Below are 24,625 nucleotides of genomic sequence, written 5' to 3' on the forward strand. Positions count from 1 at the left end.
TTTTGTTTTATCTCATATATATAGTAGAAAAAGGAGTGATATTTATGAATTTAAGTAATGATTTTTTATGCCGTCATAATCCATTCTGCGGTCATAATTCATCCAGCCATGATAAATCATCCTGCCATGATAAATCATCCTGCTGTGATAAGTCATCCTGCTGTGATAAATCATCCTGCCATGATAAATCATCCTGCTGTGATAAGTCATCCTGCTGTGATAAGTCATCCTGCTGTGATAAAGCAAAGGACAAAGGGCATAAACAAAAAAGATTTTCGCCAATCGGACAAGCATGTCAGACCCGACAACAAATAAGTGAGTTTTTAAGAAATTCTACCATAGGTTCAATCATTGGATTCACTACAACCGCTGAACCATTTAAACCTATATTTGTAGAGTTACGCAGTTTTGATGCTGTTACCGGACAAGTGATAGTTACTGACAGAGCAATGGGTAATTTCACTATTAGCCTTTCATCTATTTGTTCCGTTAAAACGATTTGTCCCGCTACAACGCAACCGATGTTTAATGCTTAAGACTTTATAGAGGATTGGGAAAAAATTAAAAACTCCCCTATGGGAGACGGGGGTCAGGAAGTTCTGAATGACTCCTTCATATTCTTCTCCATTCCAAGCAGGATAAAAAAAGGCAATTAATTTATTAATTGTCTTTTTGCTGTTTTGTTAGTGTCATAAACGCACGCCCCCTACTTAGCCTGCTCCAGGAAATAAATAAGAAACATGATATGCAAAAAGAGAACATCAGGGGGATTGTAAATCTCCTTGATGTAAAGCTTGTCTCGGATGGTATGACTACACTTTTAATTCTCTAATTACGTCTCTTGCTTTTTTAGCAAAATCTAGTGGTGATTCAAGGGATTTTTAGAATATTAGATATATAGTCTGCAGATGCTTGAAATGCAAGGCAGAGCTTTTTATATCTTTAATTAGCGTCGCAAAAGTAAACGTTCCAAACGTATTAATTTAAACGTGATTTTTAGGCTCAATTGAGACTAATACTAAAGTAAAACATCCAGATAATTTATAAAATAATTTTCAGCAAAAAAAAGCACCCTGTAAATGATGCTAATATTTTACAAATCAACTCCGGAATTTTTCATTTTTTATAAAGAAGAACTCCTGTCGCTTTATTTCCCCAAACCGCAACTCAGTTTACTCCTATTCCACAACGCCCGATTCTAAAATTTCAACTTTAGCATTCACATTTATCGGGATAGAAGTATAAATTTCATCCCATTTTTTCTTATCCCAGCTTCTAGTCCTCGTTCGTACTTGTTCGCCAATCCCTAGGGGATCAACATGTAGTTTTTGAAAATTCCTCACTAAATTTTCCGAGCGTTCCTTCACATCTTTGGACATTTTATCTTCTATAATTTTAATCATTTTAGGAGTTACTTCATCACCGGTATATTCTCGCAATATTGCCTTTATCTCGAGATCGATCGTTATAGGAGTATCTGTCATCGGCTTTGAAATCTTATAAGACCTTTTTGTTTTTATATTGTTGACGGAAGCAAATTCTCTCCCTTCAATTTTTGTAGAGAACCCTTCCTTGCTTGTTGTATTTTCATATAACATTTTGAAAATAACATTTTCTCGGCTCTTAGTCTGATACACGTATTCCCCTTTACTATTAAACATGGCATTTCCTTTAATATAAACTTTCCCATCCAATGCTTTTACGATAGGTAAGAATGGGTCCATTCCTTCAGAGTAATGAGCATACAAAAAAAGATGGAGGTTAGTTCTAGGCAACATACCCATTTTTATATTTTGTTCAATTGTATTAGATAAATAAATTCCTTTATCTATGTTGCCAAACTGCGGGCTTAACACACCCTTTGAACTCCCTTCTACAATGCCGAGTTTTAAAGTAGTTCCAATTGAAGGGTCTCTGATTAATGTATCAATTAGATAGAATATCCCTTGTTTCGCAAGCCTTTTTTCGTATAAAACCACCTCTAATTTCCCACTAAATATGGGTCTTTCAGATTGCTGATTCATCTCATCTCGCACGTCTTTACTAAGTGATGATTTCGAACTAAAGGTAATATTTTTAATGGTTTTATCAGGATAATAAAGAGGTGTTACAGCGATAGCTTCGAAATGAGTCTTATCGACATAATCATATCCGATGGCTGTTGCCAAATTTATTTCATCGAGAACTTTGCTTTCCACCCCCATGCAGCCTGAGAGAACACTAATTAAAAGAAGTATCAGGGCCAATTTCGCGAATAAAATTTTCATTTTTTATCTTCCTTTTTATTTGATATGACAGTAGATAAACAAACCAGAAATAAGACATAAGGAATTTCCAAAATCAATCCTAAATTTGAAATGTAATCCACAAATTGATTAATCATTCCCCTGCCTTTAATTAGATTTGTCATCACAACCAATAAAATTAATAGTAGAGCATAAATTGTTTTCTGCTTCATTTTAAAGTATTGTGAAATCCCCCTTGCCGAAACCCACATATAGAGACATACACTAGGTACTAAAACTAAGACCCATGTAGCGATTCCTATGTACTCAAACCGTTCAACAAAAGGCATTTGTACAATTCCCCAAAAAGACAAAGTTGCCCAAATATATCTACTGATTTGGCCTTCACTGTAATACCCTATTGTCAGGATCGTTAGGCATAAATAAAGGAAAACAGAAGTAAGATTTCCTAGTTGCGCCCACTTTTGTGAACTTTTACGATGCTTAACTAATGGATAATACATCATTAAAGTGGAAACGCCTAAATAGCTATATGACATTTGCTTAGATGCAAGGGCCATTTCTTTAAGAGAATGATCCCATATGGGCAATAGGTTGCGAAAATGTGTAAATTCCAGCGGGAAATAAAAAGTTAGAATTAAATAAGAAGGGATACTGATCCCTAAAAAACAAATACCGGCGACCACTCTAAACCCACCTAAAACCACATAATAAATTAATAAAGCAAATATGGAGGTCACCAACCATGTGTTAATTTGGGGGAATACCCAGGATTGAACGATTTCAAGATAGGATCTTAAAACAGAAATCCCCACCATCAGCCAATACAGTATCCAAATGATATTTAGTAAACCGCCAAGCCACTTTCCAAAAAGTCGTTTCTGTATGCCTATTAAGTCCATATCGTGCCGATTTAATAGGTTGTACATACCCCAAATACCCAATGAAAAGACTACACCACTTATAATGACCGCCATCCAAGCATCATGGCCAGCAGATTTAATGATTATCCTTTGAAATCCCAGGACCCCTACACCTACCTGAATTTTAACGATTAAAAAGAAGACTAGAAAAGGCGAGATTTGATCACTTTTATCGTTCATGTAAGAAACCTCCACTCTCACTTAGTCTTTAGTATCTTCCTTGGGTTCTAACCGAACGGTGTCTTCCGTCTGAACCTCAATTGGACGTTTAGCCTGAAGAAAAAATGGTAAACGAATCAAGGCATCCCGCATATCATAAATCCTTGGCGGATATAATGGTTCAAGAAATGGCCTCCCTAAGGAAGTTACCCTCAGTAAATGCACAAGCAAAAAACAAAAACTGATAGCTATACCCAATAATCCTAAAAAGTAAGCCATGAGTAGGAGAGGAAATCGAATTAAGCGAATGGTATTACCCATTTGATAAACAGGTGTAGTAAAAGAACCAAGAGCCGACAATGCAACAAGAATTAACAATACATTACTCGTCAGCCCTGCTTCAACAGATGCCGTCCCAATAACAATACCACCTACGATACCTATTGTTTGACCTACTTTAGTCGGCAGTCTAGCTCCTGCCTCCCTGAGAAGTTCGATGGCTAATTCCAAGATTAATGCTTCTAAAATCGGTGGAAATGGAATTCCGCTACGAGAAATCACAAGCGTACTGACTAAATCCTTTGGGATCAACTCATAATGATAGGTGAGAATTGCGACATATATGGGGGTCATTAAGATGGAAAACAATACAGCAAAAAAACGAATAAGCCTAAAGAATGAGGCAATTGTCCAGTTGAGAAAATAATCTTCGAATGCCGCAAAGTACTCAAAGAATGTAGAGGGCCCAAGTAAGCCATGTGGAGCTCCATCCACCAAGATCACTACTTTGCCTTCTCCAAGTACTGCAGCCAATCGATCAGGTCGTTCCGTATCGATAAATTGAGGAAAAGGAGAATTTTTATTATCTTCAATCATTTGGGAAATATAGGAGCTATCAATTATTTGGTTAACCCTTAAATCAGATATGCGCTGTATGACGGTTTCTACATTCTCGCTATTTGCAATTCCTTCTATATGAATCACAGCTACTCTTGTTTTGGATAACTTCCCAACAATAATTTCTTCAACAGCAAGTTCTGCAATTGGAAGCCGTTTTCGGATTAAATATATATTCGTATCAAGTGATTCGACCAGTGCCTCTTTCGGACCGACAACACTGAACTCTACCTCTGGCAGTGTAACTTGCCTCGAAGTGTTATTTGCTGCTTTAACTAAAACTGCTTGATCAGATTGATTATTTAATGTAATGGCTATATAACCCATTAACAGCTGACTTTGTAGTTCAGCAGGATTTTTTGTAAAAACAAGCCCCTCTATTGGCAAGTTGTGTACAAGCTCTTCCAGAGTTGAAGAATTTGTATGTAAAAAAGGAAGGAGGTCCCTATGCATTATATCTTTATCAATTAATGTATCGAAAAAAGATACACAGTATATTTCATTTTCAAAATCGAGTGTAAAGCTTGTGAAGTCCTTGGACTTTTGCAGATGTTTGAGTACATCAGTGAAGTCTGTAGATTTATGAATTTCTTGCTTTTTAAAGAATGAATATCTTTTCAATAGACTTCACTCCTTTGATTGTAAGATATGGATATTATTTACGAATTGAAGGTTTTTATACGCACGAATACTTAGTTGAAATTACCGATTAAAATTAGTGGCCAACTGTAATTTGAGTTTTAATCGAATAAATAAAAAAGAATCATAAAAGGGGAGTTGTATTTTCTACTACTCCCTCGTTTAGAACCCTCGTCCATTAAATATTTATTCAACTTATAACGAATAAAGATGAATCCACCCCAATACTCTAGCCATTTCCATAGATTTCTAGCATTCTTAAAAAACTTCATAATTAGGCTTGCAACAGAATGGATTCCCTGTTATATTACAATCAATTAAATATTTTCTTACTTCGGAATCTTTTGAAGTGAGGATAGAGGAGCAAAGACCATTAGTACACATTTTGAGGAGAATGAGATCCTATGACTATTGTGGAAAGGGGAATTTGCCGAAGCGGAAAGAATCTCATGTTCTTGAAGCTGGTTCTGCTATTGAATAAATACAGGACTGTCATATAGGAAACTATATGGAGGGCTATCTTATGCGCGGAAACATTTTCTTGGTAAATATTGTTTCTAATGCAGCAGCGAATCCTCGTTGTTGCTTTTTTGCGTTTACTCCTGAATGGCCCTAACCACCTCTGAATATTTTTAAAAAATTATACAAAAGGGTGTGAAGTTATGAATTTTGGCCAAGTTTTAACCGCAATGGTTACCCCGTTCAATCATAATGAAGAGGTTGATTTTAATGCTACGAGAACTTTAGTAAACTATTTAATTGCTAATGGTTCTGATGGATTAGTAATAGCCGGTACAACTGGAGAGTCCCCTACATTAACTCAAGAAGAGAAAGTGGATTTATTCAAATTTGTTGTAGAAGTTGTTGATGGAAGAGTTCCAGTCATAGCTGGAACCGGCTCAAATAACACGAGAGCTTCCATCAGCTTGACAAGGCAAGCGGAGGCAGCAGGAGTCGACGGAATCATGCTCGTTACCCCATACTATAACAAGCCGTCTCAAGAAGGATTATTTCAGCACTTTAGCGCTATTGCCCATTCCACTTCATTACCGGTAATGCTTTATAACATTCCAGGTCGAAGTGTTGTAAACATGTCAGTGGAGACGATTGTCAGCCTCTCAAAAATCACCAATATCGTGGCAGTAAAAGAAGCAAGTGGTGACTTGGATGCCATGGCACAAATCATAAGCAAAACAACTAGTGATTTTACTTTATACAGCGGCGATGATGGGTTAACATTACCGGTTTTAGCCATCGGTGGAGCAGGCATCGTTTCGGTTTCTTCACACATAATTGGCAATGAAATGCAAGAAATGATCAATAGCTTTAAAAATTGTGATGTCCATGGTGCTGCCGCTGCACATCGTACACTTCTTCCAATCATGAAAGCATTATTTGCTGCACCAAGCCCGGCACCAGTAAAATCAGCATTAAATATGCGGGGATTAAATGTTGGAGGTGTCCGCTTACCATTGGTCCCTTTAAACGATGAAGAAAAAAGAACACTGCAAACAGCTCTGCAGCCTAGTAACGCAGAAGCCATTTTGTTAAATAAATAAAACGAATGATTCTGGAGAAATTTTAAAAAGCAGTGCATACTCGAAAGTAATGCACTGTTTTTTTATCCATGTACGACTCAGGTGGAAGAATTTACACTATATTTAAAGAATCAATAAGGAGAGAGCCAATGGGGGGTACACACAAACCAAACATTCTTGTATTTAGTCCTATTCAGACAGAGGTCGATGCTTATGCTGATCGTATCCGCAATAGTGGGTTCATATCGGTGAAGACAGCGAAAACTTTGGAGGAAGCAGAAAAATATTTACCAGGCACTGAAGTTATCTTGGGGTGGAATTTTCCTACACAATTACTATGTAAACCAATAGCCGCATCTGTTCGCTGGTTTCAATCAATGGGAGCAGGGGTCAATGATTTGATAGCAGACAATTCGATACCTCAAAACATTACAATAACTCGAATTATTGACCAATTTGGTGCTTACATCTCTGAATATGTATTTTTGTTTCTCTTGGACATAGTGAAAGACGGTCCTCGGATGAAACAATCGCAATTGGAGCGAAGGTGGGATCCTTTCATTTCTGAAACCCTAAAAGGGAAAACAATCGGGATCGCTGGACTTGGATCGATTGGCGCTGAACTTGTTCGTAAAGCCCGAGCATTTGATATGAATGTACATGGGTTAAGCTTTAGTGGAAAACAAGCAACACTCGTGGATCTCCACTTTACTCCAGATCAATGGGGTGAATTTGTAAAAGACCTGGATTATTTGGTCCTGACGCTTCCTTTAACGGATTCCACTTATCATATCATTAACCAGGACCTACTTTTAGCGATGAAACCCAACGCTTACCTTATCAACGTTGGCCGCGGCGCATTGATAGATGAAGGGGCTTTACTATCTGTCATGCGGGAAGGACATCTTCAGGGAGCAGTCCTTGATGTATTTGAGACAGAACCGTTGCCAAAAGAACATGCCTTCTGGTCCATGCCCAATGTGTTTGTCACTTCCCACCTGTCAGGGCCCAGTACGATTAACGAAGTGAGCAACTTTTTCATAGAAAATTTAAGGCGATTTTCAAGTGAACAACCATTAAGTGGAATGGTAGATCGGAATCGAGGGTATTAAACCCTTAAATAATTTTTGAAACAGCCGCATTTTTCATCGAAGGAATGCGGCTTACATTTATTTAGCTCTATATTCCTCTTACAAATCAAAAATCCCCTCACAATAGATACTTTTTTCGATGGAGATAACGCAATTGTACCATCCATTTATTATCTCCTTATGTATAGTTCCATAAGAAAAAGCTGCCTTAATGACAGCTCCGATCAGTAAACGATTCTATAAATTGTATATACGAACTAGATGCGAGTAATGCAAACTGGACATGCTTTGAATGCCGTCAGCGCGGATCACGCTTTTCTGTTCGAATCCAGAACATCCAAATAGTGCTGATTGTACATAATGCCTAGGATATTCCCAAAGGGATCAACCACGGATGCAGTAATGAACCCCTGACCGCGAACTGTGGGTGCCTCGTGTTCTTTCGCTCCCATAGACAGCAGCTTCTCGAAAGTTGCTGTCACATCGTCGACGTGCCAGTACACGACGGCACCCCCGGCCGCTCCGGTCGACGAACCACCGGGCGCGTAGCGGCTATCGATTAGGCCCAGCTCGTGCTGGTAGTCCCCGAGGCGAAACTCGGCATATCCCGGGCGTTCGAAGTATGGGTCGGTACCCAGCAGCTCTGCGTACCACTTCTTTGCCGCCACTAGATCGTCGGCCCAAAAACTGACGGTGGTGAGTCCTCTTAATGTGTTTGTTTCGCTCATAATCGATTTCCTCCTCAATGTTGAGTAAGTAACTATACTTCAATATTTAGGGTCACCGGGTGATTTCCTAGTTGCAGTTCCGATAGCTAGTGTAAACGTCTATGCTGACAACAGTATGTCAGTGTAGGTGAATATTTCATCAAAAGTGGTTTGAACATTTATTCCTTTGATTAACTTCGATTTACCTACGAATAAACCCTTCTCTTTTTCAAGAAAATGTCCCAAACAAGCCCTTGCTCCAATAAGCAAAGGCTGTTTTTACGCGTTTCTTCTATATATACATCAAATTTGCCAAAGGTGCCCCCATTCGTATACGTGTACTTTTACGAACGAATAATTTGTTCTTTGGATATCTGCTTTGAAGCATCAGGAATCTTTCGTATTTTATAATTAATCATATCTGAAGAGTAAACCATGATACTCACCATTCCTCCTTGGATCGTAGCCCGGATCAGGATCGGTTGATTGTACTTGTTTTTAAAACTAAAATCAGGCCCATACCAGCTTACTGTTGCATCGCGGCCGGATGGAACATACGGAACGCTCCTTGTATGGGAATAGCGTTGAATCGTTTGCAACCCTGCATTGTCGATAGCATTAAACAATGTTGATGAAACCTGGCAAATCCCTCCGCCAATCCCTTCAGAAAACTCTCCTTTAACGATAACCCGAGCGAGCAAATATCCTTTTTCTACTGACCTCTTGCCAACAGCTTGGTTAAAAGAAAAGACCTCTCCTGGAAACACGACATAATTATTAATGGCTTCTGCAGCAAGTGAGATATTATTTGAACGATTTTTATTGTTCACATTAAAATAGGTTCTATATTCACCTATCTTTTTTTCACGAATTTCCGCAAGTATTTCGCTGTCAACCTTTGGATGAATAGCAAGCAAAGGTACTTCTAGTTTGTATGATCTACTACTGTACAAAAAGGAATGAAATTGCTCTTTAAAGGCTCGATGGTATAGCTTGTAACCTACCCGCCCAGGTAGAATATTACCTTGCTTGTCCATTGTGGCATTTACAGGTTTTTGGTAAACTTGCCGGTCTATTTTTTCGACAAATTGATTGTATTTATCCACGTCTACCATAGGAACATCCAGGTAGGGCATTGTAATATCAGCATGGTCGACACTGGCAATCGTTTGTCCTTGGTGGGTTACCAATAAGCTTTCAGAAATATTCACTGGTTGAACGAATAGCAAAAGTCCGGCAATCCATGTTAATCTCATTTAATGCACCTCCTGGGTTGGTTTCCTTGAACATTCACAATTTTCACTTCAAGTCTTCATAAATTGCATCTTGATCAATAAACCAACGATCAGGCAAACTCTCCTTGCGGATCATAAAATGCATAACCTTTATTTCTTTGCCTTCTTTCTTCTTATAAATAGCTACTTGAACGGGTACATCCACGAGAAATAGACCATTTAGCTGTTCAGGCGGTTGTCTTAAAGGGTCAACCACTCCAAAGTATGTAATATCTTTAACAAGTTTAGTGACATCGTTGGCTTGACTCGGATTAGATAAGGTCATTGCTAATAATTCCTGATTTCCTTGATTAATGGCAATGGTAAAAATACGTATAAGTTCGTAAGGATTTACCGTTTGTATATAATCATCAAGCTTACCAGCCGCTTTCAATACCATTAATTTATGAGAAAGATCTTCGTTTTTCAACCGATGCGTAATACTTCCAGAGAAATGAACGCAAAAATGACCTGAAAAACCATTTGGAAGAGCACCAGCACCATGTGGCATTCCGTGCATGGATGCAGCAATCATTTGATTATTGATTAATACAATAATGGCTCTTCTATTCCAACTCCATTTATTATTATAAATTTTCTTCATGATTTGAGTATCTTCTTTGGTTAATGGCTGTACATCGGCATGATGGCTGCCTGCTCTTCGTTGTACCTTAAATGATAAACCAGTTTCAATATCGATTATGGTGAAATTTGTTTTATCAGGAATAATGTTGTTTACAATCTCCCAAGGTAACATCTCAATTTTAAAGCTTATGGGTCCTTCTTCATCTTCCCATTCCATTGCATAGACCGAGTGATCGACCATTAAGACAAATATAAAAATAGCGATAATTACTTGATATAATTTATTGTTTTTCATTTGGCCTCTCCTGCATTTTTTCTTATTATTTCAGGACATAATAAATTGAATACCTTTGAAAATTTGGAAATTCTTCAAATTAAACTCCTCCCTGTTAATTTATGTTCCAAACACTATGTATGGGGGGATCAGTATAAAGGCTAAAAAGGCTCAGTCATGCTAGTGTTGATGGCCCAATATGTACTTTTGATATCCCTAATCCGGTAATTTAGAAACTACACAAGATGCCATGCGGCCTGCTCCAGGGAAAAATAAAAGACATGATATACAAAAAAGAAAACATCAGTGGGATTGATAATCTCACTGATGTAAGGCTTGCTTGCCTCGTATAGTCTGACTACACTTTTAATACTCTAAATGCATCTCTAACTTTTTTAGCAAAATCTAGAGGTGGTTCAATCGATTCAAAGTGCATATACATTGCCCGAGGTTCTTCAAATAACCAGTGATTATGAATAGAAGTAACTAAAAGGTCCCTTTTTCTAAGTTCAGTTAATAACGGGTTAACTTCTTCTTGTAAAAGAACTGTTTCCCCTAAATTTAATGCATTCCCCCTACTATCAACATTTTCAAACGTAAAAAATTGCGGATTGACTAGTGGAGATTGCGTTCTGCGATCAAGTATTGTGAATTTAATATTACGAAACTTTTGCACCAAGCATACTCCTTCTGGAGTAATCATTCCGTCTCCGCCTAAAATTCTTGCATATTCCTGACATAATCTTCTTCGTTTTTCCGAACTCATGAAAAATCCCCTTTCAAAAAAAAATTTTCCACATGCTAAAATTCACGATTATTATATTCATCTGTTGACGAGGATATTAGTTTAAAATCCTCAACTTCTAATAATCTAGGTTATATGAACATGAAAACCCCTTCAGATTTTGTTCTGAAGGGATTTTTGTAGAGTATTATGATACATGGACTACAGATGCTTACATTGATAAATTGATATGGGAACAATGAAAAGCTCTCACCTTCAACAAGAAATAAAAGAAGGCAAGGGCTTTTTAACTTTTATTGAATTAAAACCATTGATCATTCTTAAGTGGGAATGGATATGACCAGAAGAGTTGTTTTAAAAAGGAAATAGTCCCTCGATAGATTTTACCATTTGCTGAAGTAGAAAATATCATTGCAGGGGCTGTTTATCATCAAGAAATTGAAGTGGAAGGAGCAGAGATGACGGATTTCAGGAGTTTACACGTATACTTATTTCTATTTCAGGTGTTTCTAGCATTGTTATGTTAATTAGTAAGTGAAAACATAAAAAGGGCGCTTCCTCTGATAAGGAAGCGCTTCCATCTTATATAAAGCTATTGGACTTTCATTATAGCATGTTTTTCCTTCAAATAAAAGTAATTAATGTTTAATTTTAGTAATTATATTTTACATTAGAAAGAGACCTGGATAAGTCACTGGAAAACTACTAATTTAATTCAGTATCACCAAAAGACCGTCCAGCTTTTTGTAAATCGGACGGTCTTGCGGATAATAGAATGTACTTTTACTTTCCTTCGTAAGGGAAAATGTTTATTTAGCTGCACCAGCTTTATTTATCACTTCCTTCGCTACCTGCAATGCGGATTCATAATCTGCGTGATCCGTGACTTCCGGTACATATTCCACATACTCAATGGTTCCTTCTTGATTGATTACAAATACTGCCCTGCATTCCAATCGTTGTTCTTTCATATACGTTCCATATGCAGTACCAAATGACAAATCAAAATGGTCGGAGAGAATGGTTATAGCTTCGACATTACTTTCATTACACCATCTTGCTTGAGCAAAGGGAAGGTCTGCGCTGATAGCCAACACCGCTACATCATCACCCATTTTGCTTGCTTCTTCATTTAAGACCCTTGTTTGTAAATCACATACACCAGTATCAAGTGAAGGAACAGTCGTGATGATGCATGTCTTATTTTTATAGTCTGTTAAATGTGCTTTACGGCGGTCATTTGTTAATAGTGCGAAGTCAGGTGCCTTATCCCCTACTCTTAGTTCGGGACCAATCAAGGTCACTGGATTACCGCCTAAAGTCACTGCACCAGTACGTTCATGTGCCAAATTGAACCCTCCAACTCTCTTACTGATTTACTAGCTTCCTCGATAGGTGCTATATCCTCCCGGAGCAACAAGCAGAGGAACATGATAATGTTCTTCATTACTTCTTATTCCAAAACGAAGTGGGACCTTATTTAAAAATGGCCTTATATTGGGATCATTCGCTCCATCATTGAAATATTCCCCAACATAAAAGACAAGCTCATACTCACCTGGTTTGAGATCATCCCCTTGAAGAAGCGGATCATCCACTCGCCCATCTTTGTTTGTACAGACCTCTTTTATGAAAGAATGGTCTCCCTGTTCTGCTATGGCCCAAAGTTCTATCTTCATCCCTTTTGCCGGCAGACCTTTAGACAGGTCCAAAACATGTGTGGTCAGCTTACTGTCCATTATCGGGAAGCCCCTACTGTTGAATCAGCTGCCTTTTTTTGTTTAACGTCTTCTTGTGTAACGACAAAGCCTTGGAAGCCAAACGGAGGACGTGGTTCCTGATAAACACTTCCTTCTGAATTCGGAATGGTTTCCACAACGGTTTCCCAGGTACGGTTATTGGTTTTAAATTGAACATTAGCCAGCTGAGGGAAACGTTCCAGAATCCTAATACCAATATGATAAATGAGCTGCTGAATCGAACGGTTATTCAGTTCATGGAACACTGTGTTTGCAATATCACAAATTTGTTCTGCTGCTACATATTTTTCTGGATCCGCTCCAGTGCCATCCTCCCAGCGGCTATATTCCCAATCGAAATCCAAGTAGATAAATAGTGGACGATCCTGAGCTTCTGGCAGTGTGGTGTATTCATCTTGAATAAATCCATAAAAAGAGCTTCCTTTAACCTTGATTAAATGGACATCAACTATTCCACTTGAATGCTTAACGATTTTGCTTCCGGTAGGTGTCCTTTTGACTTCGATTGTAGTGGTAGCCCTTTCATTTCTGGAACATCGATAGACAACATCACTATTTTCATGTCCTTCCCCTTTTGGAACGAGTACATGATCGAAGGGAACTTCAGTTGCTGTCAGTTCCACTGCATCTATGTGGCTATACTTATCAAGGAAAACTTCACATATGAACTTTAAAAATCCTTCAGCCGTATTTCCTTGATAATTAGCCGCCTGGCGATGAATGATATTTTTCATGGAATCCGTTGCAACCACCAAGCTATTATCTCCTTCCGTAAAAGAAGATAAAAAAGCTTCTCCTTTCAGAGAAATCTGACAATTAAATCCAAAAATAGTATTATCTCTTTCTGTGAAACTTGATTCCGGTATTTTCCTCAAACCTGTAAGAGGCTGCACAAAAGTCCTATATACAAATACATCCCCTTTACCGTAAAACATCGTTCTGTTTTCATTTTGAGCTGTCATATTATTCCTCCTCCTAGTTTATAAAATCAGATAACCTGTGGCTGGCAATTAAGTGGATTTGCTTGATCGCTTCCTTCAGTTCATTTGCCTGATCCAAACCAATCCTTCTTTTCATCTCTGCCTTTATCACCGTTTTATCGCTGCCACGGACAGCAAATATGAACGGAAATCCAAACTTTTCTTTATACTGATTATTTAACGCATGAAATTCTTCATATTCATCCGGAGAAAGCGAATTCAAACCGGCTGCGGATTGTTCTTTAACTGATGCTTCAGCCATATCAATCCGGGCTGCTAGGTCCGGGTGAGACTTGATTAATTGGAGCTGTTCCGATAATGAGGCATTCTCCACAACAACTTCCATTTTCTGCTTTAGGTCCTCTAAGGAAATGAATGGCTTGTACTCCCATGAACGCTCTGCTATCCATGGAGAATGTTCATATACCCAACCTAACTTTTCGATGAATTCCACCTTGTTCAACTCATTAATGCTATTAAGGTCAGATATCAATACGGGCCCTCCCTTCTTCCAATTATTTTTATAATTCAAAACATTCTTAACTTAATTGAATTATATACATGCGTTCATTTATAGGTCATTAGCTGAAAAAGCTAATATTTTTCCAACCCCTTTGTGCTTACCGCACTCACCGTTTAAAGAACAGGCCATCCTAATAGCTTAGCTTCTGTTGCCAATATTCAAAAAATTAGTTAAATTAGAGAAAAAAGGCACAGCGAAGGGGACCTATCATGCATTTAACGATGACTGATGCATTAAAATTACCACAGATCAAACAATGCCAAGTGGCAGCTGGCATGCAGGGACTTAATAGAGAAATAGAATCCATCAATAGCTTTGATGCTCCTGATGTGCTTTCCTGGTTGAAGCCAAATGAATTGATTCTAACAACCGGATACTTATTTCAAGATAATCCGCAACAATTAGACCAATTCGTAATCGAATTGGCAAAAATGAATTGTTCAGGATTGTTCATCAAACTGGAAGAAATTCCGCAAACCACCATCAGCATTGCCAATATGGCCAATTTGCCCATTCTCAAAATTCCCCCTGAGTTTTCGCTATCAGATATCATGTCTCCCCTGCTTCGTGAAATTGTAAAGAGACAGAATGAACAAAAAGAGAAAAGCTATGACATGGAAGATATTTCCGGAGTTGGTGCTGGAAATTTAAGTTACGGGATTTTAGAAATGACGGAGGACAAATCCAGCTCCCAACAAATTACTGGGGGATTCATATGTACGGTTTTACCTTTAACGCTACAATGGAATCAAAGGAATGATTCCATTACTTATAAACAGCTTATCAAGACAATTGAAACATTAACCGAGCAATATAAAATCGATAAGCTCATAAGGAATATCAAGGGCAGTCTAGTAATCATTTATCTGGATACCATCCCCTTAGGGAACACCCGCTTTTATTCACAAGTCACCCAGATAAGCCAACAAATCATCTCTACTTTATCTACACACCTGCCAATGGAACTTACACTGGGAGTCGGTAACTATCATACAGGTATTCATAACCTGGCCCATAGCTTACAGGAAGCTTTACAATCTATTGATTTGGGAAAACGATTGAACCCAGGAAAGGAAGTTTACGGCTACAAAGAATTAATAACATTTAAAATTTTGCAGTATGCTCCAAAAAATGTGCTCATGGATATTGTTACAGGTAATTTAGCACCGCTGAAGGACCATGACGATGAAACCCAGTCTGATCTGATCAAAACCTTGGAGGCCTATTTGCAATGCAATCTTCGACCTGCTGAAACGGCCAGAAAAATGGGGGTACACCGAAACACTATCCATTTTCGAATTAAAAGCATAAAAAAACGATTAGGAATGGACTTAAGCAATGATGATCTGTTCACTTTAAAACTTGCCCTATATGCCAAACGTCTGCTGGATAACCAATAAGAAAATGGCCCATACACATGAAAAACTGCCAGGGATCCTTCATTCCCTGGCAGTTTTTCATGTGCAGTAACACTTGATTCCCGATTCCTTCAAATCATGCTTCCTTTACTTAGTCATGTAATAATAACTTCGCAGCTTTTATACTAAACTGCAATTTAAAAGCAATATCCCTCGATTTTAAATCAACTCCCAATAATTCTTCAATTCTAGACAAACGGAACTTTACAGTATTTCGATGAACAAACAAAGCCCGTGCCGCATCTTCTATTCTCCCTCTTGAAAATAGATAGGTTTCCAGCGTTTTTAACAACTCACCCTCATTTTCCCTATCATATACAATAATCGGCTGAATCATGGATAGCACGTATTGAGTTATGGCATCCTTAGGGATTTGATTTATTAGATCTTCAACTTCAACGCTTGCGTAATCATTGATATTAGTCGGGTTAAGCCTCGAGCCAAGTTGAATGGCCTTTTTAGCTTCAATAAACCCTTCTTTCATATTGTAGAATTCCTTTTTCACCTTGCTTAACCCCATGGATAGTGAAGTGCCAGGATCATCTTTGGATATAAGACCTTCTAAAAGGATGGCAATTCGTTGAGCCTGCATAAGAAGGTGTTCATCAGTCACCATTCCTTTCCCTTGCAGAATAATCAATTGACCATCGAAATCGATATTCCAATACTTGAAATCTTCCCTTTCCGTTTGGTTTAATTTCTCCAACATTCTGCCAATTGGAAAGAATGAATCCCCTTCTTCTTTCGTTCCGTTTATTAAGAGCAGAATATAGGGCCTATCGGGATTAAAGCCAAATTCCTGTAATTGGGGGATAAAAGATGAACTCCTATTTTCCCCATTCAAAAGAGAATGAAAAACTTCAACACTTCCTTTTCCATTGTTATTCACTTTCTCCTTATTAACAAGTTCATATGTAAAGCTGAATAATAAGTCGGATAAAGGCATTTCATAAGGAATCTCCAGCAATGGGAAATTGTACTTGTTCGCTTCTTCCACCATTCCAGGAGGAATCGTAGAAAGAAACCGCTTAATCTTGATAGCTAATCCAGCACTTCCCCTTTTCGACAATTCCCTCACAAGATTGATTTGAGCATTCAGGTCATCCTTAAACACATAACCGGTTGTCAGCAGGAGTTCCCCTCGTTTAATCCATGATATATCCGGATGATCCATTATACTTACTGAATTAATTACCCGAGTTAACCCTTGACTTCCTCCAATAACTTCCACTTGGTTTAGGGCAGGAAGTTTCAAAGCTTTTTCGATCGTTAAATACATATTTCTCCCCCTATTCTTCTTAATTATATACAGAGTGAACTTGAATGAATATTCATATTTTTCCAAAAAATAGTCTTGATTTAGCATTATGGCGGTGATAATATAAAAATACACCGATTTTGTAAATAGCGTTTCTTAATAAGCAACAGAAAAACCATCCATAAGGAAGTATTTACAAAATCACAAGGAGGCGATTTCGTTACATTCATATAATTGGAAAGTCGTGACTAATTAAAAGGGGGCAAACATGGAAAAATTGAGCAAACTAAACACGTTATTGTTAGGTTTACAGCATGTTTGTGTAATGTATGGAGGAGCGGTAGCTGTTCCACTAATCGTCGGTCCTGCAATCGGCTTGACACAAGAACAGATCATATACCTGATCTCGTTTGATTTACTCGCCTGCGGGATAGTCACCTTGCTTCAAGTTATTGGCGGTAAAGGATTTGGTATAAGATTACCTGCTTTAATGGCTGTTTCTTTTATCGTGGTTGAGCCAGTAATAGCCATAGGATCGGTCCATAGTATAACCGGGGTTTTAGGCGCAGTTATGGTATCCGGAATAATTGTTGCCATTTTATCAGGAGTAATCGGTAAATTAATACCCTATTTCCCACCAATTGTTGCAGGGTCCGTCATATTAATCATAGGCGTGTCATTAATGCCAGTTGCCATGAAAAATGCAGCGGGCGGAGTCGGTTCCCCCACCTTTGGAGATCCTATGAATCTAATGCTAGCTTGTTTTACACTAGTAAGTTTCCTTTTATTGAATACACTTACTAAAGGTTTCTTGAAAGCGGTTTCAGTTCTTTTCGCCATGATTCTTGGCACTATATTGGCTGGTTTTCTAGGTATGGTCGATACCTCCGGCTTTATAGAGGCCAGCTGGTTTACAATGGTGACTCCTTTTTATTTTGGGGTACCTACCTTCGACCTTTCATCTATTATCACTATGACAATCATATCTTTAATCATAGCTGTGGAAAGTATAGGCGTCTTTTTGACACTCGGGGAAGTATGCGGGAAGGAAATAACCGAAAAAGATGTGGAAAAGGGCCTCCGTGCAGAAGGAATAGGGAGCTTCATAAGCGGTATCTTCAACTCTTTCAACCATTCTACCTTCTCCCAAAATGTTGGCTTGGTCTTGCTGACAAAGGTAACTCAGCGCTCGGTAGTAATCACGGCAGGTTGTATCCTAATCTTTCTAGCTTTTGTGCCTAAGGTTGCCGGTCTTACGACAATGATCCCTTTACCCGTTCTGGGCGGGGCCATGATACCAATGTTCGGCATGCTTCTCTCTGCAGCTTTGGGGATGATAGCCAAAGCGGATTTAAGCAAACCTTCCAATCAATTGACGATTGCACTTGGAATAGGAGTCGGTCTGGCAGTCAAGGGGGTCCCGGAAGCATTCGATAAATTCCCGGAAACAGTCCAATTAATATGTGGAAACGGAGTCGTGATGGGTACAATAACACTGGTTGTGTTAAATGCCATCCTGAATGGAAAAACAAATCCATCCATTACACACCATCATTCCATACCCGAAATTCAACCAAGCATGAGCCAGAATATTAATATCCACCCTTAGAAAGTAGCGGACAAGGCAATTCTCTAAGGGTGTCTAGTTGGCTAGGTTCTCCAACACTTTTAATTATAACCTTATTCAGGGAATTTTCAAACAAATAATACAAGCACCTTGCAACAGCCTATTTACTAGGTAAGCAAGGTGCTTTTTTTTACTCAATTATGGCTCTTCAACTTGTTTCATTTGAAAGGAGAGCGATATAACCCTCCAAAAATTTGGAGTCACTCCCGAAATTCCCGACCTTTTTTGAGTCTATATTCAAGGGGTCCCTTAAATTGTATTTTTTTACAAAGTCTGATTCCGTGGGGTGTCATTGACAAGTTTTTCGCATAATAAAATTGACACTTGGGGTGGTTCCGGAGAGCTTTAAGCTTAACTTCCTTAGCTTATTAGGGGGTAATGGAGGTAGGTCCTGCAGATGCATCATCGCCAATCATTTTGTTTTTCGTACCCTTTAGGAATGGTTCACATAAATGTGATCCGTAACCCCTTCAGCACCAGTGACAAGTATTTTAGTAAGCGCAATTCACATCCACTCTTGATTGGTTATTCAGTTATTTTTTCCAAACTTCAAGTATTTCAGATCCTACTCGATCCCATTCATATAAGCTAAGGGCAAGTTCTCTGCCTCGTTCGCCCATTTTTTTCATTAGTGACCTGTTTGATAGAATTTCAGTAATCTTCTCTGTAAAACATCCAGGATCTTCTGGATTCTCTACTACAAGCCCATTCTCTCTTATACGAATGACCTCTGGATTTCCGCCTCTTGCAGTTGTTACGATTGGAAGCCCTGAAGCCATCGCTTCATAATGGACGCGCGCAAGCGGTTCTTGCCATATTGATGTACACACGAATAAATCGGCAGCAGCGAACCAATTTTGTATTTCACTAGGTGCGACAAAACCTGTTGAAACAACTGGGATAGGCAGCTTTTTTGCCAATGCTCTTACATAAGCTACATAATCGGTAACATCATTTTGGCTGAACCATTTACTTCCGACAATAACTAAAGCCAAATCCTTAAATTTACTTGAAAGCTCAGGCAGTGCCCGAATTAACCTATCGACACCTTTATTACTTGAAAGTCTACCTGCAAATAGTATGACCGTTTTGTTTTCAAGACCGTTCGCTTTACGTAATTCATTACGAATTTTTTGCATTCTCGGGTGACTGCCGGGCAGGAATCGATTGGTGTCAACACCAGAATAGATGGTGCGGATCTTTGATGAAGCTTGTGGATATAAACTTTTTATGACATTGCCTATATAATCGCTGACCGTTACAATATTCGTAACTTCGTCTATGGCTGCTTTTGCTTCCTCCGGATTGATTTTCTCTGGATTAAACATATCATTATGCATGCTAAGGGTAATTTTTGAATGAGGGGCTGCTTTTCGGACAGGAAGGACTAGCCGAGGCCGATTGAATATATGAATTAGATCGAAATGGTTTGCTTCAAGATAGCTGACAACCTCTTCTCGATATACTTCGAATATTTTTCCAGGTACACGTACATAACGGTTTCCATCAATCGTCTCTTGATCAGGGAGTGATGGATCATTAATACCTAAAACCGTTATATCATGGGCTTTACTTAAATGTGGCAGGATGCCTGAGATATAGGTTTGAATGGCCCCGCCCAGTACCGGAGGAACAGGAAGCTTTTCGGTACAAATCATTAAAATTTTCATGTTTGTTCCATTCCCTTCCAATCATCTTTAATTTCTTCTAACACTGGCCATTTTGTTTGATCGGTATCAACAATTGTTTGAATCATCGTTGTTGTTTGATCAGTTAGAAATAATTCAGGTTCATATACTACTTCTTTAACATTCTTGTAAAATTCATTTGGTGCAGATAAATCGATCATTAAGATATCATATAGTTGCGATGAAATTGGATTTGCCTCGTGATAGGACTTGATCATTTCCCTTACCCAAGTTGCATCCCATCTATATAAATCCGCCATTGTGCCGGTAATCAGTTTTCTTAAATCGCGAATAGGAAGGTCATAAGCAACACCGTCAAGGTCAATAATCCACATTCCATTAGAGCCCATTTGACCATTTGACCAGCCATAATCTTGATGCACTAATCCCCAATATTCATTACCTTGTTGCGCTAGCTCTAGATAGCTTGATTCATTTAATCTTTCTAAGCTTCTTTTTGCTTGTTCTTCAAATTCATTTAAAACATTCAGCAAATAGGGGCTTGCAGGCATTTCTTCATATGCATTAGCAATGTTCCGAAACCAATCCATCTTATTGATGACTTTTTCATAAGTCGCTGGCCATTTATATAACCGGGATGCAACTTCAGCTTGTTTAGGCGGAACATACCCTTTGCTTAAAAGGTGGAATTCACCGAGAGCATTACAAAGATGCTTGGCTCCTTCCAAATCCTTTGATACAGGTGCCAATGATTCGATCCACTCAGCGACGAACCATAACTTCCCTCCCGCCTCAACATAATCCTTTCCATCTTTGGTTTTCACGATGGGCGGTACTCTTGCTTCCTTAACATTAACTAAATATTCTTGAGCTCCTAAGCTAAACATGCTTCTTGTAGGTCTTCTGTGTAAAAGTTTTAAACTCTTTGGCCCTGAACTTGTTTCCATTTTCCATATAGAGCCGCCTTTATCTGGTTTTGTTGTAACAACTTGAATGTTCTGAACGGAGAAACCGTAATGTTCAAGAACTTCCAGTGCCATTTTTTCAATATATTCAGGAACAAAAAACTCATGAGTGAGTTCATCTTCTTCCCAAGGCACAATTATTGCTTTCTCCATGAAAACCCCTCCTGTGATATATATAAAAGTATTTTCCGCCAAAATAAGGGCAAGGTCACGACAGATTCATTATGTTCTAATATCAGGCTGTATCCATATATAAGCATAATTTTCTAATGTTGAATATTGTTCTTTATTAAATACCCATGATTAATCAACACCGCTGGAGTAACCATACTTTTTAATAAACTATGTGGAAAAAAAACTTTTGTATCAGACAATTCACCCAAATTGTTAGGTAATTGGGTTCTCCTGCAAATATGACCAATTAGAAACATAGAATCTCAATAACCTTTTCATCTATGAATTAAAATCTCTCCTTGGACAGACTTCACACCTTGTGCAAAAACTTTTTCACAGGATTTCAATTATTTATAACGAATGACTAGAAGAATTTCATACAAAAAGAAGGAGGCATATAATGGGGATAAAAATGGACGAATACGAACTTCTTGGCAAAGGTTCAGGCCCATATGGAATAACTGCCGGAAAAGATGGTGCGCTATGGTTTACACAACATAAAGCAAATCAAATTGGGCGCATTACCATGCAAGGAGAAATTACGGAATATCCAATTCCTACCCAAAATGCGGAGCCGCATGGAATTGCATCAGGTCCTGATGGTGCCATTTGGTTCGCTGAGGAATGCAATAAGATCGGCCGGCTAAGTTTATTATAAAAACCCTGAAAGGAAGTGGATATCCATGGAATCTAATAAGCAACATGGACCAAATCCTCAAGATAAATATCCGATTAAAGGAAATCACGTCGTGCAATTTATTAAAAATACAATCACTAGACCAAACATTATTGCGGGTGAATATTCATATTACGATGCAAGGAATGGTGAGTCTTTTGAAGATCAAGTGTTATATCACTACGAATTCTTCGGTGACCGGCTTGTCATCGGGAAATTTTGCGCCATGGCACCTGGTGTAACGTTTATTATGAATGGAGCCAACCATAGAATGGATGGTTTTTCAACCTACCCCTTCAACATTTTCGGACATGGTTGGGAGAAGTATACGCCAACGTTAGATCAGTTGCCGTTTAAAGGTGATACCATAATTGGAAATGATGTTTGGATAGGAATGGATACTGTCATCATGCCTGGAATAAAAATTGGGGATGGTGCAATTGTAGCCGCCAAATCGGTTATTACCAAAGATGTGGAACCTTACACCATCGTTGGAGGGAATCCCGAAAAGAAACTTAAAACCCGCTTCTCGGAAGAAATCATTAACGAACTGCTGGAAATTAAATGGTGGGATTTGGATATATCTATCATTTCTGCTCATATTGATGTGATAGTAAATGGGGATATGGAAAGTCTAAGAACCTTAAAAAATAAAAGATGACAATGCATCAGCTTCAGAGAATCCGATTCTTGTACCACAAATTAATGGAGGGAAAATCACTTTTTATAATAATAGACTATATTAAGATCGCTTTTTAACCATGGCTTTGTTAAAGATTAATGTTGATTTTTGAACAAATAAAAGAGACCACCTATAAGTGGTCTTCTTGTGCATCCTAGTGAAGTAAAAGCACCCGTTAGTTCATAAAACGATAAATATATATAATTGCCCATATTATAATTAAGACCCAAATCATTACTATTAGTGAGCCGACTATCCAATTCTTCGGCTTACCATTTTTCATCATTTCTTCTGCCTTAACTTCACAGTCGGTTAATACACTCTTTGGTATCATCTTTAATGCGATCATTATCCCAATTGGAACGAGAATTACATCGTCTAAGTAGCCAAGAATGGGTATAAAATCAGGTATTATGTCTATCGGACTGAATGCATAAGCCACAACACAAGCCGTAAATACCTTTGCATGCCAAGGCACCCGTTCATCTTTACAAGCAAAGTAAAGGATAAAAATTTGCTGTTTTAGTCTCCTCGCCCAAGTCTTGATTTTATCAAACATTTTTATCTCCTATAATAATTAAGCTTTTATTTCCATTATAACAAAATAAGATTTACAAAGGATTGTTATTTCACTAACCTCCCCGTTAGTTCCATAAGAAAAAGCTGCCTTCGATCCTAAGCTAAAGCAACCGTTAATTTAAATACTATATTTCACAAACTTCAATTACTGCGTTAAGTATTAGTTTTGGAACTCTTCAATTCTATCCAACCATTCATTTAATAGAGTGCTAAAAAGTTGTGGTTGTTCAATTTGTAAATTGTGACCTGCCATATCCAATACAGCAAATGTTCCTCGCGGAAACTTGTTTGCTATGTCCAGAGCATCTTTATATCCAACCGAAGAGTCTTGTCTTCCTAACAGGAATACACTGGGTTTAATAAAATCAGACTGGTCAATCTTAAAAGAAAACCCATATTTATTCTTAACCTTATTTAGAAACTTTTCATCTCCAATTTTACAACCACTTAGAATTTCTTTGTTGTACCTTAACCATGTGTACTCATCAAGTACAATGTTGTTATTTCTAAAATCTTCTAATTCAGCCTTTGATAAATTTTCAATGAACTTCTCATCCGTTCTCATTATTTTATGTATCTCAACTGTTCTATTTTCTGGAAGAGGAATAATAAGAGGACATATAAATGCTGCACCAAGTATTTGTTCTTGATGCTTTTCAATAATGCCCCTAGCTATATAGCCACCGTAAGATTCCCCAGCAATTACGTACTCTTGGTTAGGAATTACAGCTTGAATAAACTCTAAAACAGCATCCAGCATTTCATCAGAACTACTTATTTCGTTATATTCTTTTGTTAATCCCATCCCAGGTAGGTCGATATAAATACGTCGCCACCCCTCCCTCTTGGTAAATATTGGTCCCATACAACCACTCATTAATCGATGGTCCGGAGAATAACCGTGTATCATTAAAATTGGTTTTCCTTCCCCTAAATCTTCATAATAAATTTCAGCTTGGCGAACTTTGCAATATGCCATATTAATCCTTCTTTCTATAAAAATCATTTTAACTAACAGTACCTATTCTCTTTTTGTTTCTTCATTCCTTCTTCAATTATTCTGCCCCTTTAGTTCCGTAAGAAAAAGCTGCCTTAAAGACAGCTTTTTTCAGCTAACGCACCCGTTACTTTAAATACAATTCTTCACAAACTGATTTTGCTTAACAAAACTGACCAGCAGCAGAACATCGAAAAGGCGATCTCTAATTGAAGGACTTCACTCAATATATATAGAAACCGACTAAATTAATATCTAT

General features: G+C 38.1%; 22 protein-coding genes, 1 pseudogene and 1 riboswitch. Of the genes and pseudogenes, 7 read left to right on the forward strand and 16 right to left on the reverse strand.

What is annotated here, in order from left to right; genetic code table 11:
- The first annotated feature begins 44 nt into the window (after nt 1-44).
- Nucleotides 45-536, forward strand: coding sequence for a hypothetical protein (locus AC1DIV_RS23900; RefSeq protein WP_340877675.1), 492 nt, complete (start codon nt 45-47; stop codon nt 534-536).
- Nucleotides 537-1,178: 642 nt separating this feature from the next.
- Here the strand turns inward: AC1DIV_RS23900 and AC1DIV_RS23905 are convergent.
- Genes AC1DIV_RS23905 through AC1DIV_RS23915 form a run of 3 tightly spaced genes read right to left on the reverse strand, consistent with a single transcriptional unit; the run spans nt 1,179 to nt 4,846 of the window.
- The gene (locus tag AC1DIV_RS23905) at nt 1,179-2,267 is read right to left on the reverse strand and encodes a Ger(x)C family spore germination protein (RefSeq protein ID WP_323599029.1); all 1,089 of its coding nucleotides are present in this window, start codon (nt 2,265-2,267) and stop codon (nt 1,179-1,181) included.
- Nucleotides 2,264-3,349: a GerAB/ArcD/ProY family transporter gene (locus tag AC1DIV_RS23910; RefSeq protein WP_340877677.1), complete on the reverse strand. Its 1,086-nt coding sequence runs from the start codon at nt 3,347-3,349 to the stop codon at nt 2,264-2,266. Before AC1DIV_RS23910 ends, AC1DIV_RS23905 begins: the two co-directional genes overlap by 4 nt.
- A 21-nt stretch (nt 3,350-3,370) precedes the next feature.
- A complete protein-coding gene (locus AC1DIV_RS23915; RefSeq protein ID WP_340877678.1) occupies nt 3,371-4,846 on the reverse strand; it encodes a spore germination protein in 1,476 nt (491 codons plus the stop codon).
- Between the two features lie 366 nt (nt 4,847-5,212).
- A riboswitch (Lysine riboswitch) is annotated at nt 5,213-5,391 on the forward strand.
- Between the two features lie 135 nt (nt 5,392-5,526).
- Between AC1DIV_RS23915 and dapA the strand changes: the two genes are divergently transcribed.
- Nucleotides 5,527-6,423, forward strand: coding sequence for a 4-hydroxy-tetrahydrodipicolinate synthase (dapA, locus tag AC1DIV_RS23920; protein ID WP_477577513.1), 897 nt, complete (start codon nt 5,527-5,529; stop codon nt 6,421-6,423).
- A 128-nt stretch (nt 6,424-6,551) separates the two neighbouring features.
- Nucleotides 6,552-7,514: a D-2-hydroxyacid dehydrogenase gene (locus AC1DIV_RS23925; protein WP_340877680.1), complete on the forward strand. Its 963-nt coding sequence runs from the start codon at nt 6,552-6,554 to the stop codon at nt 7,512-7,514.
- Nucleotides 7,515-7,801: 287 nt separating this feature from the next.
- Here the strand turns inward: AC1DIV_RS23925 and AC1DIV_RS23930 are convergent, their stop codons facing one another.
- From AC1DIV_RS23930 to uraD, 8 genes are all read right to left on the reverse strand, one after another.
- A complete protein-coding gene (locus AC1DIV_RS23930; RefSeq protein ID WP_323599032.1) occupies nt 7,802-8,221 on the reverse strand; it encodes a VOC family protein in 420 nt (139 codons plus the stop codon).
- Between the two features lie 323 nt (nt 8,222-8,544).
- The gene (locus AC1DIV_RS23935) at nt 8,545-9,456 is read right to left on the reverse strand and encodes a VanW family protein (RefSeq protein ID WP_477577515.1); all 912 of its coding nucleotides are present in this window, start codon (nt 9,454-9,456) and stop codon (nt 8,545-8,547) included.
- Between the two features lie 43 nt (nt 9,457-9,499).
- Nucleotides 9,500-10,354: a hypothetical protein gene (locus AC1DIV_RS23940; protein ID WP_477577517.1), complete on the reverse strand. Its 855-nt coding sequence runs from the start codon at nt 10,352-10,354 to the stop codon at nt 9,500-9,502.
- A 337-nt stretch (nt 10,355-10,691) separates the two neighbouring features.
- Nucleotides 10,692-11,099, reverse strand: coding sequence for a DUF1259 domain-containing protein (locus AC1DIV_RS23945; protein WP_323599035.1), 408 nt, complete (start codon nt 11,097-11,099; stop codon nt 10,692-10,694).
- Between the two features lie 788 nt (nt 11,100-11,887).
- Nucleotides 11,888-12,427 (reverse strand): thiol peroxidase, encoded by a 540-nt coding sequence (gene tpx, locus AC1DIV_RS23950; protein WP_340877683.1) that lies wholly within the window; start codon nt 12,425-12,427, stop codon nt 11,888-11,890.
- A 30-nt stretch (nt 12,428-12,457) separates the two neighbouring features.
- The gene (gene uraH / locus AC1DIV_RS23955) at nt 12,458-12,817 is read right to left on the reverse strand and encodes a hydroxyisourate hydrolase (RefSeq protein WP_034304629.1); all 360 of its coding nucleotides are present in this window, start codon (nt 12,815-12,817) and stop codon (nt 12,458-12,460) included.
- Nucleotides 12,817-13,800: a factor-independent urate hydroxylase gene (gene pucL, locus AC1DIV_RS23960; RefSeq protein ID WP_202186639.1), complete on the reverse strand. Its 984-nt coding sequence runs from the start codon at nt 13,798-13,800 to the stop codon at nt 12,817-12,819. Before pucL ends, uraH begins: the two co-directional genes overlap by 1 nt.
- A 13-nt stretch (nt 13,801-13,813) precedes the next feature.
- Nucleotides 13,814-14,311 (reverse strand): 2-oxo-4-hydroxy-4-carboxy-5-ureidoimidazoline decarboxylase, encoded by a 498-nt coding sequence (gene uraD / locus AC1DIV_RS23965; protein ID WP_340877684.1) that lies wholly within the window; start codon nt 14,309-14,311, stop codon nt 13,814-13,816.
- A 239-nt stretch (nt 14,312-14,550) separates the two neighbouring features.
- On the opposite strand from uraD, the gene AC1DIV_RS23970 reads away from it, so the two are divergent.
- On the forward strand, nt 14,551-15,741 hold the full coding sequence (locus AC1DIV_RS23970; RefSeq protein WP_340877685.1) for a PucR family transcriptional regulator: 1,191 nt from the start codon (nt 14,551-14,553) through the stop codon (nt 15,739-15,741).
- A gap of 109 nt (nt 15,742-15,850) precedes the next feature.
- On the opposite strand, the gene AC1DIV_RS23975 is transcribed toward AC1DIV_RS23970, so the two are convergent.
- Nucleotides 15,851-17,038 carry a PucR family transcriptional regulator gene (locus AC1DIV_RS23975; protein WP_340877687.1) on the reverse strand — a complete coding sequence of 396 codons (1,188 nt, stop codon included), beginning with the start codon at nt 17,036-17,038 and terminating at the stop codon, nt 15,851-15,853.
- Between the two features lie 247 nt (nt 17,039-17,285).
- Here AC1DIV_RS23975 and AC1DIV_RS23980 point away from each other — a divergent pair, with 247 nt between their 5' ends.
- Nucleotides 17,286-18,626, forward strand: a complete 1,341-nt coding sequence (locus AC1DIV_RS23980) for a nucleobase:cation symporter-2 family protein (protein ID WP_340877688.1) — start codon at nt 17,286-17,288, stop codon at nt 18,624-18,626.
- A gap of 554 nt (nt 18,627-19,180) precedes the next feature.
- Here the strand turns inward: AC1DIV_RS23980 and AC1DIV_RS23985 are convergent.
- A pseudogene (locus AC1DIV_RS23985) lies at nt 19,181-20,314 on the reverse strand (glycosyltransferase family 4 protein); the annotation flags it as partial.
- Entirely contained in the window at nt 20,311-21,411 is a 1,101-nt protein-coding gene (locus AC1DIV_RS23990) for a CotS family spore coat protein (protein WP_063594868.1), read from the reverse strand. The pseudogene AC1DIV_RS23985 and the gene AC1DIV_RS23990, both read right to left, overlap by 4 nt.
- Nucleotides 21,412-21,832: 421 nt before the next feature.
- Here AC1DIV_RS23990 and AC1DIV_RS23995 point away from each other — a divergent pair, with 421 nt between their 5' ends.
- Both AC1DIV_RS23995 and AC1DIV_RS24000 read left to right on the forward strand, forming a co-directional pair.
- Complete coding sequence (locus AC1DIV_RS23995) at nt 21,833-22,090, forward strand: Vgb family protein (RefSeq protein ID WP_340877689.1); 258 nt, start codon at nt 21,833-21,835, stop codon at nt 22,088-22,090.
- Nucleotides 22,091-22,115: 25 nt separating this feature from the next.
- Nucleotides 22,116-22,769 carry a Vat family streptogramin A O-acetyltransferase gene (locus AC1DIV_RS24000; RefSeq protein ID WP_258832136.1) on the forward strand — a complete coding sequence of 218 codons (654 nt, stop codon included), beginning with the start codon at nt 22,116-22,118 and terminating at the stop codon, nt 22,767-22,769.
- A 196-nt stretch (nt 22,770-22,965) separates the two neighbouring features.
- Here AC1DIV_RS24000 and AC1DIV_RS24005 read toward each other — a convergent pair whose 3' ends face one another.
- Together AC1DIV_RS24005 and AC1DIV_RS24010 are read right to left on the reverse strand one after the other, a co-directional pair.
- Nucleotides 22,966-23,349, reverse strand: coding sequence for a YkvA family protein (locus tag AC1DIV_RS24005; protein WP_340877691.1), 384 nt, complete (start codon nt 23,347-23,349; stop codon nt 22,966-22,968).
- A 180-nt stretch (nt 23,350-23,529) separates the two neighbouring features.
- Nucleotides 23,530-24,348, reverse strand: a complete 819-nt coding sequence (locus tag AC1DIV_RS24010; RefSeq protein WP_477577519.1) for an alpha/beta fold hydrolase — start codon at nt 24,346-24,348, stop codon at nt 23,530-23,532.
- Nucleotides 24,349-24,625 lie beyond the last annotated feature (277 nt).

The organism is Peribacillus sp. 05N428 (assembly GCF_056397085.1).

What these genes read in the sequence shown, in the direction of transcription:
- AC1DIV_RS23900 (WP_340877675.1), top strand. Translation starts at nt 45, where the DNA reads ATGAATTTAAGTAATGATTTTTTATGCCGTCATAATCCATTCTGCGGT.
- AC1DIV_RS23905 (WP_323599029.1), bottom strand. Translation starts at nt 2,267, where the DNA reads ATGAAAATTTTATTCGCGAAATTGGCCCTGATACTTCTTTTAATTAGT.
- AC1DIV_RS23910 (WP_340877677.1), bottom strand. Translation starts at nt 3,349, where the DNA reads ATGAACGATAAAAGTGATCAAATCTCGCCTTTTCTAGTCTTCTTTTTA.
- dapA (WP_477577513.1), top strand. Translation starts at nt 5,527, where the DNA reads ATGAATTTTGGCCAAGTTTTAACCGCAATGGTTACCCCGTTCAATCAT.
- AC1DIV_RS23925 (WP_340877680.1), top strand. Translation starts at nt 6,552, where the DNA reads ATGGGGGGTACACACAAACCAAACATTCTTGTATTTAGTCCTATTCAG.
- AC1DIV_RS23930 (WP_323599032.1), bottom strand. Translation starts at nt 8,221, where the DNA reads ATGAGCGAAACAAACACATTAAGAGGACTCACCACCGTCAGTTTTTGG.
- AC1DIV_RS23935 (WP_477577515.1), bottom strand. Translation starts at nt 9,456, where the DNA reads ATGAGATTAACATGGATTGCCGGACTTTTGCTATTCGTTCAACCAGTG.
- AC1DIV_RS23940 (WP_477577517.1), bottom strand. Translation starts at nt 10,354, where the DNA reads ATGAAAAACAATAAATTATATCAAGTAATTATCGCTATTTTTATATTT.
- AC1DIV_RS23945 (WP_323599035.1), bottom strand. Translation starts at nt 11,099, where the DNA reads ATGAGTTCGGAAAAACGAAGAAGATTATGTCAGGAATATGCAAGAATT.
- uraH (WP_034304629.1), bottom strand. Translation starts at nt 12,817, where the DNA reads ATGGACAGTAAGCTGACCACACATGTTTTGGACCTGTCTAAAGGTCTG.
- pucL (WP_202186639.1), bottom strand. Translation starts at nt 13,800, where the DNA reads ATGACAGCTCAAAATGAAAACAGAACGATGTTTTACGGTAAAGGGGAT.
- AC1DIV_RS23970 (WP_340877685.1), top strand. Translation starts at nt 14,551, where the DNA reads ATGCATTTAACGATGACTGATGCATTAAAATTACCACAGATCAAACAA.
- AC1DIV_RS23975 (WP_340877687.1), bottom strand. Translation starts at nt 17,038, where the DNA reads ATGTATTTAACGATCGAAAAAGCTTTGAAACTTCCTGCCCTAAACCAA.
- AC1DIV_RS23980 (WP_340877688.1), top strand. Translation starts at nt 17,286, where the DNA reads ATGGAAAAATTGAGCAAACTAAACACGTTATTGTTAGGTTTACAGCAT.
- AC1DIV_RS23990 (WP_063594868.1), bottom strand. Translation starts at nt 21,411, where the DNA reads ATGGAGAAAGCAATAATTGTGCCTTGGGAAGAAGATGAACTCACTCAT.
- AC1DIV_RS23995 (WP_340877689.1), top strand. Translation starts at nt 21,833, where the DNA reads ATGGGGATAAAAATGGACGAATACGAACTTCTTGGCAAAGGTTCAGGC.
- AC1DIV_RS24000 (WP_258832136.1), top strand. Translation starts at nt 22,116, where the DNA reads ATGGAATCTAATAAGCAACATGGACCAAATCCTCAAGATAAATATCCG.
- AC1DIV_RS24005 (WP_340877691.1), bottom strand. Translation starts at nt 23,349, where the DNA reads ATGTTTGATAAAATCAAGACTTGGGCGAGGAGACTAAAACAGCAAATT.
- AC1DIV_RS24010 (WP_477577519.1), bottom strand. Translation starts at nt 24,348, where the DNA reads ATGGCATATTGCAAAGTTCGCCAAGCTGAAATTTATTATGAAGATTTA.